This is a genomic window from Citrobacter sp. RHB36-C18 (assembly GCF_013814485.1).
Classification (GTDB): domain Bacteria; phylum Pseudomonadota; class Gammaproteobacteria; order Enterobacterales; family Enterobacteriaceae; genus Citrobacter; species Citrobacter braakii.
The window spans coordinates 3,308,436-3,322,395 of record NZ_CP057125.1 but is presented as its reverse complement, the minus strand read 5'-3'; the positions used below and the strand labels follow the sequence as shown (position 1 = coordinate 3,322,395).

The window sequence follows — 13,960 nt, the reverse complement described above, 5'->3', positions numbered from 1 at the left end:
TACAGAGAGTCAGGAAGACCTGTATACTTGAGTGCCCTTAGTCGGAAGACTAACGGGCATTAAAGAAATGAAAGTCGAAACTGTTGCGGTGGGCAAACATCATAATATGCGTTGTTCGCCTTATATGTGGCATTGTACGGCTATTATTTTCCATTTTAGTTACCTTTACTGGATAAGTGGAAGGTGCGGGTATTTTATCCAGGAAATGGCTATGAACTGTGAAGAAGATCAATAAAAAACGATCGTTTATAAAATATTTAGTCGCCATTTATGCATAGTGCGGGACAAGATGCTGTTTTGTTGTTTATATGTTATTTATTTGTATTCTATTATTTTTTTACAATATTCTACTGGCTGCATAATAAGTATTATGCAGTGGAGTGAGTAATGAAAAATATATTTATTAATTAATCAGAAAAAATGAATAAGAATTCACGGCATAAACCGATAGCCAATTCCGGTTTCGGTCAGAAAATGACGCGGACGGGCCGGGTCCAGTTCCAGCTTCTGGCGCAGGTGTCCCATATAAATACGTAGATAATGACTGTGTTCGACGGCGTTTGGTCCCCAAACCTGATTTAACAACTGGCGTTGCGTCAGTACCTTCCCGGCATTATTTAACAGAACCGCTAACAGACGAAACTCAATCGGCGTCAAATGAATTTCCTCGTCACCTCGGTGAACGAGGCGTGCGGCAATATCCACTTTGACGTTGGAAAAATGTACCACCGGTTCGGGAGACGCACCGCTGGCGTGGCGACGCAATGCCACGCGCAATCTCGCCTGTAGCTCGCCAATACCAAAGGGTTTACTGAGATAGTCATCGGCACCGGCATCCAGCGCAGCAATTTTATCGCTTTCCTCACTGCGGGCTGAAAGCACAATCACCGGAATCGCGCTCCATTGTCGCAGGTCGCGAATAAAATCAATGCCGTCGCCGTCCGGCAGGCCGAGATCGAGAATGATGAGATCGGGTTTTCGCGTGGCGGCTTCCAACAGACCACGTTGCAGCGTTTCCGCTTCATATACACGCAGGCCATCGGCTTCCAGCGCGGTGCGCAGAAAGCGGCGAATGGCATGTTCATCTTCAACAATCAGTACGTTCGTCACATATCCTCATGAAAATCTTCAAGTTCAGGGGGAATTTCCTGGGGCAGTGTAACACGAAAACAGGCTCCTCCCTGCGCGCGATTGTGGACCGAAATAGTACCGCCGTGCACGTCCACAATAGCCTGACAAATTGCCAACCCCAGCCCAACGCCGGGCACCGATGACTCTTTATTTCCCCGGGAAAATTTGTCAAAAACGCGCTGTTCCATACCCGACGGAATACCCGGCCCGTTATCCCAGACGTCCAGTTGCAGATGTGCGCCATCGACGCTGGCATCAATACCGATTTGCGCCTGTGGCCCCGCGTATTTGACGGCGTTTTCCAACAGGTTTATCAGCACCCGTTCAAAGAGCGGACCATCGACGTGAATCAGTGTTAACGGTTCAGGTAACGACAGATTTATCGGGGCAGAGAGACCGGGCTCCAGCATCTGCAGGGCGCTGCCGACCACCTCTTCCAGCGTTAACCACTCCTTCTTAAGATTAAAGCCGCCAGACTGAATTCGCGCCATATCCAGCAGGTTATTAACCAGTCGGGTAGTATTCAGAACGTGCTGGCGAATCTCACTGGCCTGGCGCGCGTGCGGCGATCCCTCGCTGGCCAGATCCAGCGTTAAGATTTCCGCCTGACCGAACAACACCGTCAACGGCGTGCGCAAATCGTGGGACAGAGCAGCGAGCAGGGCGTTGCGAATGCTTTCGCGCTCGCTGGCAAACCGCGCCTGCTCTTCGCTGGCGGTCAGCGTCAGGCGCTCCAGCGCACTGGCTACCAGTAGAGTGAAGGTTTCCAGCAGGCGTTGCTGTTCGGGGATCATAAGCTGGCGTAAATTTCCCGGTTCGACTACCAGCAGCCCATGCGTTTTATCGGCGCTTTTTAACGGTAAAATCTGATACGGCACGCCCGGTAACGTGTCGGTGCCTGCACCGGCCGGTTGCCCTTTGTCAAAGCTCCATTGGGCAATAGCGTCATCCCACGGCGTCATGCCCTGTTGATGGGTGAGCGGGGCCAGCTTGCCGTTCTCACCGGGCAGTAAAACCTGGCTGCGGGCCTGAAACGTTGAAGCGATAAACTGTTCACTGGTGGCGGCGATATCCGTCTGACTCCGACCGACGGCCAGCGCTTTCGACATCTCATACAAATGACGCGTACGCTGTTCACGATAACGCGCTACCCGCGCCTGATAACGCACCCCGGCGGTCAGATTACCAATAACCAGCCCTACCGTTAGCATTACGGCAAAGGTGAGCAGATACTGAACGTCTGAAACGGCCAGCGTCCCGCGTGGGGCAATAAAGAAGAGATCGAAGCTGGCGACGTTAATAAAGGTTGCCAGCACTGACGGCCAGCGTCCGTAAAAGAGTGCGATAACCACCACACCCAATAAATAGATCATCACCAGGTTGGCGGCGTCAAAGGCCATTAGCCACTGCATGGCGATTAGCGTAATGATGGCGCACAGCGCAACGGCAACCACACAACCCTGAATTTGTACCCGCCATTTATCCTTAAAGGTGCGACTATCAGCCGTTTGCAGCACAGGGCGTGAAGGGGGCTCATCGAGCGCAACAATCATCAGGTCGAGATCCGGTGCGCGATGAGCGAGTTTGTCGGCAAAGGAATCGCTACGCCACCAGCGACGCGTAGTCGGACGCCCGAGCACAATTTTTCCCAGATTATGCTCACGGGCATAGTGGATGACCGCTTTGTCTTCGGCGGGGTCGGAAAGGGTGGCTGTTTCTGCGCCTAACTCCTGAGCCAGCCGCAGAGCGCTTAAAATTGCGCGGCGTTGTTTTTCGGGCAGTCGGTGCAGCGCTGGCGTTTCGACATACACCGCATGCCAGACGCTGCCGAGACGCGCCGCCAGACGTGCGGCGGCGCGTACCAGTTTTTCGCTGCCGGTATTGTGCCCAATGCACAGTAAAATAGCGTCGCGGGTATGCCAGACTTTCTCCTCTCCCGGACGTCCTCGCCAGGCGCGCATCTGATCGTCTACCCGATCAGCCGTGCGGCGCAGGGCAAGTTCACGTAGCGCGATCAGATTACCTTTGCGAAAGAAATGCTCAATTGCTCTTTCTGCCTGACCGGCGATATAGACCTTGCCTTCGTTCAGGCGCTGGCGCAAATCGTCGGGGGGGAGATCGACCAGCACCACATCGTCGGCGGCATCGAAAAAAGGGTCGGGTACGGTTTCACGAACCTGAATGCCGGTAACGCCGCTGACCACATCATTGAGACTTTCCAGATGCTGCACGTTAACGGTAGTAAAGACATCAATCCCGGCTTCCAGCAGCTCTTCAATGTCCTGCCAGCGCTTAGGATGCCGTGAGCCTGGCGCATTACTGTGCGCCAGTTCATCCATCAAAATGAGCGCCGGACGGCGGGCCAGCGCCGCGTCGAGATCGAACTCATTGATATGGCGACCGTGACGCGCCTGTCGCTTTAGCGGCAGGATGCTGAGGCCGTCCAACAGCGCGGCGGTCTCTTTGCGTCCATGGGTTTCCACCACGCCAATCAGCACATCTAACCCTTGCGCCCGCAGTCGCTGGGCCTCTGCCAGCATGGCCCAGGTTTTGCCGACGCCAGCACAGGCACCGAAGAAAATTTTCAGTTTTCCCCGGTGCGGGGCCGTGGTCTGCTCCAGCAGGCGATCGGGGTTGGGGCGTAAGGGTTCGTTATGCATGTCCTTTTTCTCAGTGCTTATCCAGCGCTAAATTAAGTTCCACCAGGTTCACCACCGGCTGACCGATAAAACTGACCAACGGCTTTTGCGTATATTGTGCAACCAACCGCGTAACCTCTTCAACGCTGAGGTTGCGAGCCTGCGCCACGCGGGGAATTTGCCAGGCCACCGCGGCTGGCGTCAGGTTGTTATCCAGCCCGCTGGAAGAAGCCGTTACCAGCTCTACCGGGACGGCAGGACTTGCCTGCGGGTTGGCGGCACGCAGCGCGGCAATCCGGCTTTGCAGCTGTTTATCCAGTTCCGGGTTGCTGGCTGCCAGATTACTGCCGCCTGAAGCCATTGGATTATAGGGCATTTCAGCTGTGGCAGACGGACGCCCCTGAAAATAACCGGCAGCGGTAAAATGTTGCCCGATGAGCTCAGAGCCGCGAACAACCTGACCTTCGCTAAGAAGCGAACCGTTAGCCTGGTGGGGAAACCACCACTGCCCCAGCGCGGTCGTCAGCAACGGGTAAGCCCCGCCGGTGATAAGCATCAGGAAAATCAATGTTGATAATGCAGGACGTAATCCACTCATCTGAAACCTCACACCAGACCCAGCAGGGTCAGCAGTAAATCAATCGCTTTGATACCGATAAACGGCACAACCAAACCGCCCAGACCATAGATCCACAAATTGCGGCGCAACATCGCGGATGCGGACAAAGGTTTGTAGCTCACGCCTTTTAGCGCCAGCGGGATCAGAAAGACGATAACCAGCGCGTTAAAGATAACCGCGCTGAGGATCGCCGAGTCTGGCGAATGCAGTCCCATCACGTTCAGCGCATTGAGCTGTGGATAGGTGGCGGCGAAGGCGGCCGGGATAATAGCGAAATACTTCGCGACGTCGTTGGCAATACTGAAAGTGGTCAGCGAACCGCGCGTCATCAGCATTTGTTTACCAATGTGCACTACTTCAATCAGTTTGGTGGGGTTGGAGTCGAGATCCACCATGTTACCTGCTTCTTTCGCTGCCTGGGTTCCAGAGTTCATGGCGACCGCAACGTCGGCCTGCGCCAGGGCAGGAGCGTCATTGGTTCCGTCGCCGGTCATCGCCACCAGACGACCTTCCGCTTGATACTGACGAATCAGCGCCAGCTTGGCTTCCGGCGTGGCTTCAGCTAAGAAGTCATCCACTCCGGCCTCAGCGGCGATCGCGGCAGCGGTCAGGCGGTTATCGCCGGTGATCATCACCGTTTTAATCCCCATTTTGCGCAGTTGAGCAAAACGTTCTTTGATCCCGCCTTTCACAATATCTTTCAGCGCAATCACGCCCAGTACGTGGGAGCCTTCGGCAACCACCAGCGGCGTTGCGCCAAGGCGAGCGACGCTTTCGACCTTCTGCTCCACATCGGCGGGAAAGTGGCCGCCGTTGGCTTCAACGTGCCGACGAATGGCATCGACCGACCCTTTGCGGATCATTCGGTTGTCGATGTTGATGCCGCTCATCCGGCTTTGGGCGGTAAACGGCACAAAGGTAGCGTGCAACGATTGCACGTCGCGAATACGCAGATTAAAGCGCTGTTTTGCCAGGACCACGATGCTGCGGCCTTCCGGCGTTTCATCGGCCAGCGATGAAAGCTGTGCGGCGTCGGCCAACGTTTTTTCGTCCACGCCGTGGGCGGGCAGAAAATCCGAAGCCTGACGGTTACCCAGCGTAATGGTGCCTGTTTTATCCAGCAGCAGTACGTCTACGTCACCTGCCGCCTCTACTGCACGTCCGCTGGTAGCGATGACATTCGCGCCCAGCATGCGGCTCATCCCGGCGACGCCAATCGCTGAGAGCAGTCCGCCTATCGTTGTAGGGATCAAACACACAAGCAAGGCAACCAGCACCGTGATGCTGACCGCACTACCACCCCAGGCGGAAAACGGCCATAGCGTGGCGGTCGCCAGCAAAAAGATAATGGTCAGGGCAATCAGCAGGATCGTCAGGGCGATTTCATTGGGCGTTTTACGCCGCTGCGCGCCTTCAACCATGGCGATCATCCGGTCGAGGAACGTTTCACCGGGGTTTACGCTGCATTCGATAACCAGCCAGTCGGAGAGGATGCGGGTCCCGCCGGTGACGGAGGCGAAATCGCCACCGGATTCACGAATCACAGGCGCGGATTCACCGGTAATGGCACTTTCATCTACTGATGCGCCACCTTCAATGACCTCGCCATCACACGGGATAATATCGCCAGCTTCCACCAGCACGATATCCCCTTTCCGTAAATCATCGGCAGGAACGTGATCCATTGCCGCGCCGTATTTGGGTTCGCGAAGTTTACGGGCAAAGGCGGTTTTTTTGACTCCCTTTAGGCTATTAGCCTGAGCTTTACTGCGACCTTCCGCCAGCGCCTCAGCGAAGTTGGCGAACAGAACGGTAATCCACAGCCACAGACTTATCGCGCCGGTAAACCACGGGCTGCCCTGCATATGACCTGTTGCCATCGCCACCGTTAACAGGGTTGTTAACAAACTGCCCAGCCAGACGATAAACATCACCGGGTTACGCCACTGGGTATGTGGGCTTAATTTTTTCACGGCGTCCATCAGCGCCTGTGCGACCAGAGAGGGTTCGAACAGCGCCAGTTGCTTGCGACTCATAGTAATGTGCTCCGCATCACTCAGTGTAATGACAGGTATTCTGCGACCGGACCAAGCGCCAGGGCAGGAACAAAGGTGAGAGCGCCAACCAGTAACACCGTACCGATTAACAACCCGACAAACAGCGCGCCGTGGGTAGGTAGCGTGCCTGGGCTTGCTGGCTGGATCTTTTTACTGACCAGCGACCCGGCAATAGCCATCACGGGGATGATCACGCCGAAGCGACCGAAGAACATGCACAGGGCCAGCAGGCAGTTCCAGAACGGGCTATTGGCGCTTAATCCGGCAAAGGCGCTACCGTTGTTGTTCGAGGCAGACGACACGGCATACAGGACTTCACTAAAGCCGTGAGGACCTGGATTAAGCATGGCGCTGCGCCCGGCATCGCTCATCATGGCGATCGCTGTCCCGAGCAGGACCAGCGTAGGGGTGACCAGAATCGCCAGCGCGGTCATTTTCATTTCGCGCACGTCGATTTTCTTACCCAGATACTCCGGCGTACGGCCAATCATTAACCCGGCGATAAATACCGCCAGCAGCACGAACAGCAGCATGCCGTACAGACCTGAACCCACACCGCCGAAGACCACTTCACCAATCTGCATCAGCCACATAGGTACCATGCCGCCCAGTGCGGTAAAGGAGTCATGCATCGCATCGACAGCCCCGCAGGATGCTGCTGTGGTGACGACGGAAAAGAGACTCGTGACCAGCACGCCAAAGCGGCTCTCCTTGCCTTCCATGTTGATATTGCTGTCGGCACCGAATGCCATCAGGTGCGGGTTGCCCTGAACTTCGGCCCACATCACGACGGCAACGCAGACCGCAAAAATCAATGACATGGCCCACAGTAAGGTCCGCCCCTGACGACGATCGCCCACTACATCACCAAAGGCAAAACACAGCGCGGTGGGAATTAAGAAAATAGCCAGCATCTGTACCAGATTGGTCAGTGCGGTTGGGTTTTCAAACGGATGCGATGAGTTAGCGTTAAAGAATCCCCCTCCGTTAGTGCCGAGCATCTTAATCGCTTCCTGTGAGGCGACTGGCCCCATTGGCAGCAGCTGTTTCACCCCTTCAAGGGTGGTGATGGGCTGATAAGGCAATATGTTTTGCAACGTACCTTGCTGAATGAAGAACAGGGCAATGAGCAACGCAATAGGGACGAGGATCCACAGCGTAATGCGAACCAGATCGACCCAGGCGTTGCCCAACGTGTTCATACTTTGGCGTGTGAAAGCGCGGGTCAGGGCAAAAATCACCGCAATTCCGGTCGCCGCAGACAGGAAATTCTGCACGGTCAACCCGGCCATCTGGCTGAAATAGCTTAAGGTGGTTTCGCCAGCATAGGATTGCCAGTTGGTATTAGTGACAAAACTCACCGCCGTATTGAGCGCCAGATCCCACGAAAGCCCTGGTAGTTGCTGGGGATTTAGCGGCAGCAGGTTTTGCGCCATCAGCATCGAAAACAGGACCAGCAGGCCCAGCGCATTGAGAGCGAGGATAGCCAGCAGATACTGCCGCCAGTTCATCTCCTGCTGCGAGATGCCAAGACCGCGCCAGAGTAAATGCTCCGCGCCAACCAGACCCGGCAGGGGCGTATTGTTGATCAGTCGAGCCAGCCCAAATCCCAACGGTCTGGCGATGACAAATAGCACCAGCAAGAAACTGGCAATGAGTAAAAATCCATGGGCTGCCATCAGAACGCCTCCGCATTGATCAGGGCATAGACCAGGTAACCTAATAATAAAAAGACCAGCACAATGCCGGTTATCACGCCTGCACTCACAGTGCACCTCCAGTGGCATAAATGTGATAACCAGAGCGTAGGTTTTTGCTTGCAAAGATTTCGCAAAAATCAGCGGGTGGGGTGTAAAAAAAGTATAAAAATGGCAAAAACCATTATTTAACTAATGGTTAGTATTAATTTAACCTCTATGTAACTTAATTACGGTTTTATGCTAAACGGAGCATCAATAGATAAAAATAAGTGGTCGGATGAGTAGCAAAATTACACACAAGGCGGTATTATTTTCATCAGTTAACCAAATTTATTTTTCCGGTGCTATTCACCGAACAGATATATGGGAGAGGATTATGGACTTTTATAAAGAATATCCAGCACACATTGTTTTCTTGCGCCGTACCTTTGCCGTAGTGGCGGGCGTGCTGGCGCTACCGGTCATGCTGTTCTGGAAAGACCGCGCTCGTTTTTACAGCTACCTGCACCGCGTCTGGTCTAAAACCAGTGATAAACCGGTGTGGATGGAGCAGGCTGAAAAAGCCACCTGCGATTTCTACTAAGTTATCGTTCTTGCTCAAGAAAACCGCTCACAGTAATGTGGCGGTTTTTTTTATGCGCCGACGTCTACACTTGTCGGTGTAATAGATAACGAGTGGCAATGATTAATTTATATCCGGGAGTATTATGACCACCCATCTGGTCTGGTTTCGACGTGATTTACGTCTGCATGACAACCTCGCGCTGGCGGCGGCTTGTCGGGATCGTACTGCGCAGGTCATCGCGCTATATATCTCTACTCCTGAGCAGTGGAAAGCGCACGAAATGGCCCCACGTCAGGCGGCATTTGTGAGTGCGCAGTTGAATGCGTTGCAAGCGGCGCTGGCGGAAAAAGGCATCCCGCTTCTGTTTGATGAAGTTGCAGATTTTGCGACCAGCGTGGAAACCGTCAAAAACGTCTGCGCACAGCATAGCGTCAGCCGATTGTTTTATAACTATCAATACGAAATAAACGAACGTCAGCGTGATGTTGCCGTTGAGAAGGCATTACCCCATGTGGTGTGTGAAGGGTTTGACGACAGCGTGATCCTGCCTCCAGGGGCGGTCATGACCGGCAATCACGAAATGTATAAAGTCTTTACACCGTTTAAAAATGCCTGGCTAAAGCGGATTAAAGAGGGGGTTCCAGAATGCGTTAGTGCGCCGAAGGTGAGAGAAAGCGGCGCTCTTGACGCTCCGTTAACATCAATAACGCTGAGCTATCCGCAGCAAGATTTTGATGCGCAGCGGTTTGTGGCAGAAGAAAAACTGGCTATCGCGCAATTACGCCAGTTTTGCCAGCAGGCCGCGCGCGAATATGAGCAACGGCGTGATTTCCCCGCGGTTGATGGTACCAGTCGATTATCCGCGAGCCTGGCGACAGGGGGATTGTCGCCGCGCCAGTGCCTGAATCGACTGCTCGCGGAGCAGCCGCAGGCGCTTGAAGGAGGGGAAGGCAGCGTCTGGCTGAACGAACTTATCTGGCGTGAATTTTATCGTCATCTGATGACTTACCATCCGGCGCTGTGTCGGCATCAACCGTTTATCCGTTGGACCGATCGCGTGCAATGGCAGAATAATCCGGCACATTTGCAAGCCTGGCAAACAGGGAACACGGGATACCCGATTGTTGATGCGGCGATGCGTCAGCTCAACGCCACGGGCTGGATGCATAATCGATTACGCATGATTACGGCCAGCTTTTTAGTGAAAGATCTGCTGATCGACTGGCGTAAAGGCGAGCAATATTTTATGTCGCAACTGATCGATGGCGATCTGGCGGCCAATAACGGCGGCTGGCAGTGGGCGGCCTCAACCGGGACCGACGCCGCACCGTATTTCCGTATCTTTAACCCCACGACTCAGGGCGAAAAATTTGATCGCGACGGCGAGTTTATCCGCCAGTGGCTGCCGGAACTGCGCGATGTGCCGGGTAAAGCCATTCATGACCCGTGGACATGGGCTGAAAAAGCGCAGGTTACGCTTAACTATCCTCGTCCGATTGTCGATCATAAACAAGCAAGACTGGCGACGCTGGCGGCCTATGAGGCGGCGCGTAAAGAGTAGGCATGGTGGATTTCAGCGTAATGCTTTCCAGCAGAATGAACATGTTGCAGTCGGGAGCTTTTAGCGCTGAAGCGTGCTCTCAGTACCGTGAATACCCTGCTGCATAAGTTTTCCCTCAGCAGTAAATTTCCGTCATCTTCATTCAGATGACGGAAATTAATGACAACGCCAGCGCCAACGCCAACGCCAACGACATCCACACCGCACGATGCGGTGTTTAAAACGTTTTTACATCATCCCGAAACTGCGCGGGATTTTCTCGACATTCACCTGCCAACTGAACTGCGGACACTTTGCGATTTGAATTCGCTGAAGCTGGAGTCAGAAAGCTTTATTGAAGCGGATTTACGTTCGCGCTACTCCGACGTGCTCTGGTCTTTGCACACACGCGACGGCGACGGTTATGTCTATGTGGTTTTAGAGCATCAAAGTTCAGCCGAGCCGCATATGGCTTTTCGTCTGTTGCGTTATGCGATGGCGGCGATGCAGCGCCATCTGGACGCAGGGCATAAGGAACTGCCGCTGGTGATACCGATGCTGTTTTATCATGGCTGCCGAAGCCCCTATCCGTACTCGTTGTGCTGGCTGGATGCCTTTGCCGATTCCGTGGCGGCAAGACAACTTTATTCCAGCGCATTTCCGTTGGTGGACATAACGGTAGTACCCGATGATGAGATCATGGCTCACAGGCGAATGGCGCTGCTGGAATTAATGCAAAAACATATCCGTCGGCGGGATTTGATGGGGCTGGTAGAGCAACTGACCACGCTGCTACTTACTGGATGCGCTAATGACACGCAATTACAAGCGATGTTTAATTACATTCTACAATCTGGCGATGAATCTCGCTTTAATGAGTTTATGCAAGAGATGGCACAACGGATCCCCCAACACAAGGAGAGGCTGATGACTATTGCAGAGCGGTTACGGTTAGATGGATTACAGGAAGGTCTACAACAAGGACTACAACAAGGACTACAACAAGGCAAAGAAGAAGGAAAACAAGAAGCGGCATTGCGTATAGCGCAAACCATGTTGGAGCAGGGAATAGAACGCGAAATGGTAAAACTGGTGACCGGTGTTTCAGAAGCGGATTTGGCTGTAAACCATGCATAATCTCCAGAAAAACAGGCCCGAATCTTATTACATCATCGGGCCTGTAAACTCAGGACTCTACCGCCAGCGGACGATTTCTGAACTTCAACGACTGGTACAGCCAAATCAGCAGCACCAGCACCACACAGGCCAGCGCGCCCCAGGTTATTTCGCTAAAGACATCAATATATGCATTGATGGAATAGTTGATAGCGCCCGCTGAATCAAACGAGCCTTGTGAGGTCTGATCGGCGATAACGCCGGCCAGGTAGTTGGCGATGGCCCCGGAAAGCAGCATGTAAATACCCGTTAATACGCCGGTCACTCCAGGGATCTCGATACGTGTAATCTGAGACATAGCCACCGGATCGATAAACAGCTCGGCAAAGCCCATGACCGCCAGCCCCAATACCATCAGCGGCATGGAAGAGTGACCGTAAGTCGCGGACCAGCGGGCGCTCAAGGTCAGAATACAGAATCCGGCGCTCATTAAACCGAGGCCAAGGGCAAATTTACCCCAGATACGGACGGTACGATTACCGCTAACGCTTTCTTTGACCACCCAGGCCAGCACGATACCGCACAGCATAACGGCAAAGGCGTTAACCGACTGGAACATCGCAGTAGGGACGGAATATCCCAGAATATCGCGGTTAACGAAGCGGTCGATATACAGGCTAATCGAACTGCCGCCCTGTTGAGCAAAGGCCCAGAACAACAGACTGAAGAAGGTCAGCGTAACGATAAGCCCCAGTTCTTTACGCTGTTTCTGGGTCTGCGCCTGGCGGTAAATCTTCGCCAGAACCGCCAGACCAATAACAGTAGCAACGATCAGTGCGTAAACGGACCACTCTTTCCAGAACAGAACGGTAATCAGCAGCGGTGCTGCAACCAGCAGAACTAACAACCAGGCCCAGTTTGGCAGCATATATTTTTTCGCACACAGAACGGCCTTGTTGACGCCGGTGGTATGGGCGAAATGGCGATTACCGCATACGAAAATCACCAGCCCCGCCAGCATGCCAATCGCCGCCAGCGCAAAGCCCATTGCCCAGCTGTACTCTTCCTGCACGTAGCCGCAGGCAATGGGCGCGATGATTGAACCAATATTACCGGCAGCGTAGAGCAGAGAGAATCCACCGTCACGGCGAGGGTCTTCAGGCTGATACAACTCGCCTAACAGGCAACTGATGTTGGATTTAAACAGACCGTAGCCACAGACAATAATCGCCAGCGACAAATAAAGGAACGCCGGGGCCATTTCGCTGGCGCCCAATACCAGATGCCCCACTGCCATTAAAAATGCGCCGATCATCACCGCCATTCGATTGCCGAGCACTTTATCGGCCAGGTATCCCCCAAGTATGGGCGTGACGTAGACCAGCGAGCAGTAGGCGCTGAACAGTTCATATGCGTGATTATCGTCGTACTTAAGCTGGTTAGTGAGATACAGGATCAGCAATGCACGCATGCCGTAAAAACTGAAGTATTCCCAAATTTGTAGCGCAACGACGTAATAAATCGCCCGTGGTTGAGATGCTTGTTTATTCATTCTTTTCTCGAAGTAAATGCCTCGCGACAGGCTGAACGTGCTGCGCGAGTGTGTTTCCTTAAAGTTTTAACTTTGATACAGATCTGATTATTTTTGCAATATGCTGTCTGATTGCATAAATATACATGAATTAGATCGCGTGGGGGTAAGCAAATTGCGTTCAAATCGGGTGTGATTGTTTCTTGATGTGTCAGTGAAATGTCTATCGACGAACGCAAGCGGGGACGCTATTTTAACCTAAGCTGTGTTGCTGATTGGGCAGGCAGAATTTATGACTACGAGGACGATGATGAAAAACACCGAACTGGAACAACTGATCAACGACAAACTGAACAGCGCCGCCATTAGCGACTATGCGCCGAATGGTTTGCAGGTTGAGGGCAAAGAGACGGTGCATAAAATCGTGACCGGCGTGACCGCAAGTCAGGCGTTACTGGACGAGGCAGTACGTCTGCAGGCGGATGCGGTCATCGTTCATCACGGTTATTTCTGGAAAGGCGAATCTCCGGTTATTCGCGGTATGAAGCGCCATCGTCTGAAAACGCTGTTGGAAAATGATATCAACCTGTATGGCTGGCACCTGCCGCTGGATGCTCACCCGGAACTGGGTAATAACGCGCAACTGGCAGCGCTGTTGGGGATCACCGTCATGGGTGAAATCGAGCCGCTGGTGCCATGGGGAGAACTCTCCATGCCGGTTCCGGGGCTGGAGCTGGCATCGTGGATTGAAGCGCGTTTAGGCCGTAAACCGTTATGGTGCGGTGATACCGGGCCGGAAAAAGTTCAGCGCGTCGCCTGGTGTACAGGGGGCGGTCAGAGTTTCATTGATAGCGCAGCCCGGTTTGGTGTCGATGCCTTTATCACCGGTGAAGTCTCAGAGCAAACCATTCACTCAGCCCGCGAGCAGGGGTTGCATTTTTATGCTGCTGGTCACCATGCGACCGAACGTGGCGGCATTCGCGCATTGAGCGAATGGCTGAATGAAAATACCGATCTGGACGTAACCTTTATCGATATTCCTAATCCAGCGTAATAAAGAGG

At 53.4% G+C, this 13,960-nt stretch carries 12 protein-coding genes; 4 read left to right on the top strand and 8 right to left on the bottom strand.

Annotation, left to right across the window (positions count from 1 at the left end; translation table 11 throughout):
- Positions 1-49 precede the first annotated feature (49 nt).
- The 7 genes from speFL to kdpF all read right to left on the bottom strand — a co-directional run bounded on the left by speFL (position 50) and on the right by kdpF (position 8,214).
- Positions 50-154 carry a leader peptide SpeFL gene (gene speFL, locus HVZ52_RS15990; protein ID WP_114149115.1) on the bottom strand — a complete coding sequence of 35 codons (105 nt, stop codon included), beginning with the start codon at positions 152-154 and terminating at the stop codon, positions 50-52.
- A 278-nt stretch (positions 155-432) separates the two neighbouring features.
- Positions 433-1,110 carry a two-component system response regulator KdpE gene (gene kdpE, locus HVZ52_RS15985; RefSeq protein ID WP_016152265.1) on the bottom strand — a complete coding sequence of 226 codons (678 nt, stop codon included), beginning with the start codon at positions 1,108-1,110 and terminating at the stop codon, positions 433-435.
- Complete coding sequence (gene kdpD / locus HVZ52_RS15980) at positions 1,107-3,791, bottom strand: two-component system sensor histidine kinase KdpD (RefSeq protein WP_047415167.1); 2,685 nt, start codon at positions 3,789-3,791, stop codon at positions 1,107-1,109. Before kdpD ends, kdpE begins: the two co-directional genes overlap by 4 nt.
- A gap of 10 nt (positions 3,792-3,801) precedes the next feature.
- The gene (kdpC, locus tag HVZ52_RS15975; RefSeq protein ID WP_047359484.1) at positions 3,802-4,368 is read right to left on the bottom strand and encodes a potassium-transporting ATPase subunit KdpC; all 567 of its coding nucleotides are present in this window, start codon (positions 4,366-4,368) and stop codon (positions 3,802-3,804) included.
- 8 nt (positions 4,369-4,376) lie between these two features.
- Positions 4,377-6,425, bottom strand: a complete 2,049-nt coding sequence (kdpB, locus tag HVZ52_RS15970; protein ID WP_181598453.1) for a potassium-transporting ATPase subunit KdpB — start codon at positions 6,423-6,425, stop codon at positions 4,377-4,379.
- Positions 6,426-6,445: 20 nt separating this feature from the next.
- Complete coding sequence (kdpA, locus tag HVZ52_RS15965; RefSeq protein ID WP_181598452.1) at positions 6,446-8,125, bottom strand: potassium-transporting ATPase subunit KdpA; 1,680 nt, start codon at positions 8,123-8,125, stop codon at positions 6,446-6,448.
- Positions 8,125-8,214 (bottom strand): K(+)-transporting ATPase subunit F, encoded by a 90-nt coding sequence (gene kdpF / locus HVZ52_RS15960; RefSeq protein WP_001670793.1) that lies wholly within the window; start codon positions 8,212-8,214, stop codon positions 8,125-8,127. Before kdpF ends, kdpA begins: the two co-directional genes overlap by 1 nt.
- A 308-nt stretch (positions 8,215-8,522) precedes the next feature.
- Here kdpF and HVZ52_RS15955 point away from each other — a divergent pair, with 308 nt between their 5' ends.
- From HVZ52_RS15955 to HVZ52_RS15945, 3 genes are all read left to right on the top strand, one after another.
- Positions 8,523-8,729: a YbfA family protein gene (locus tag HVZ52_RS15955; protein ID WP_003022870.1), complete on the top strand. Its 207-nt coding sequence runs from the start codon at positions 8,523-8,525 to the stop codon at positions 8,727-8,729.
- A gap of 124 nt (positions 8,730-8,853) precedes the next feature.
- On the top strand, positions 8,854-10,272 hold the full coding sequence (phrB, locus tag HVZ52_RS15950; RefSeq protein ID WP_181598451.1) for a deoxyribodipyrimidine photo-lyase: 1,419 nt from the start codon (positions 8,854-8,856) through the stop codon (positions 10,270-10,272).
- Between the two features lie 159 nt (positions 10,273-10,431).
- Positions 10,432-11,388, top strand: a complete 957-nt coding sequence (locus tag HVZ52_RS15945) for an Rpn family recombination-promoting nuclease/putative transposase (RefSeq protein WP_181598450.1) — start codon at positions 10,432-10,434, stop codon at positions 11,386-11,388.
- Between the two features lie 49 nt (positions 11,389-11,437).
- Here the strand turns inward: HVZ52_RS15945 and dtpD are convergent, their stop codons facing one another.
- Positions 11,438-12,919, bottom strand: coding sequence for a dipeptide permease DtpD (gene dtpD, locus HVZ52_RS15940; RefSeq protein ID WP_047497726.1), 1,482 nt, complete (start codon positions 12,917-12,919; stop codon positions 11,438-11,440).
- 289 nt (positions 12,920-13,208) lie between these two features.
- On the opposite strand from dtpD, the gene ybgI reads away from it, so the two are divergent.
- Positions 13,209-13,952 (top strand): radiation resistance protein YbgI, encoded by a 744-nt coding sequence (gene ybgI / locus HVZ52_RS15935; protein WP_016152273.1) that lies wholly within the window; start codon positions 13,209-13,211, stop codon positions 13,950-13,952.
- The last annotated feature ends 8 nt before the right edge of the window (positions 13,953-13,960 follow it).

Coding starts and splice junctions, on each gene's coding strand:
- speFL (WP_114149115.1), bottom strand. CDS start 154: ATGGAAAATAATAGCCGTACAATGCCACATATAAGGCGAACAACGCAT.
- phrB (WP_181598451.1), top strand. CDS start 8,854: ATGACCACCCATCTGGTCTGGTTTCGACGTGATTTACGTCTGCATGAC.
- HVZ52_RS15955 (WP_003022870.1), top strand. CDS start 8,523: ATGGACTTTTATAAAGAATATCCAGCACACATTGTTTTCTTGCGCCGT.
- dtpD (WP_047497726.1), bottom strand. CDS start 12,919: ATGAATAAACAAGCATCTCAACCACGGGCGATTTATTACGTCGTTGCG.
- kdpD (WP_047415167.1), bottom strand. CDS start 3,791: ATGCATAACGAACCCTTACGCCCCAACCCCGATCGCCTGCTGGAGCAG.
- ybgI (WP_016152273.1), top strand. CDS start 13,209: ATGAAAAACACCGAACTGGAACAACTGATCAACGACAAACTGAACAGC.
- kdpB (WP_181598453.1), bottom strand. CDS start 6,425: ATGAGTCGCAAGCAACTGGCGCTGTTCGAACCCTCTCTGGTCGCACAG.
- kdpA (WP_181598452.1), bottom strand. CDS start 8,125: ATGGCAGCCCATGGATTTTTACTCATTGCCAGTTTCTTGCTGGTGCTA.
- kdpC (WP_047359484.1), bottom strand. CDS start 4,368: ATGAGTGGATTACGTCCTGCATTATCAACATTGATTTTCCTGATGCTT.
- HVZ52_RS15945 (WP_181598450.1), top strand. CDS start 10,432: ATGACAACGCCAGCGCCAACGCCAACGCCAACGACATCCACACCGCAC.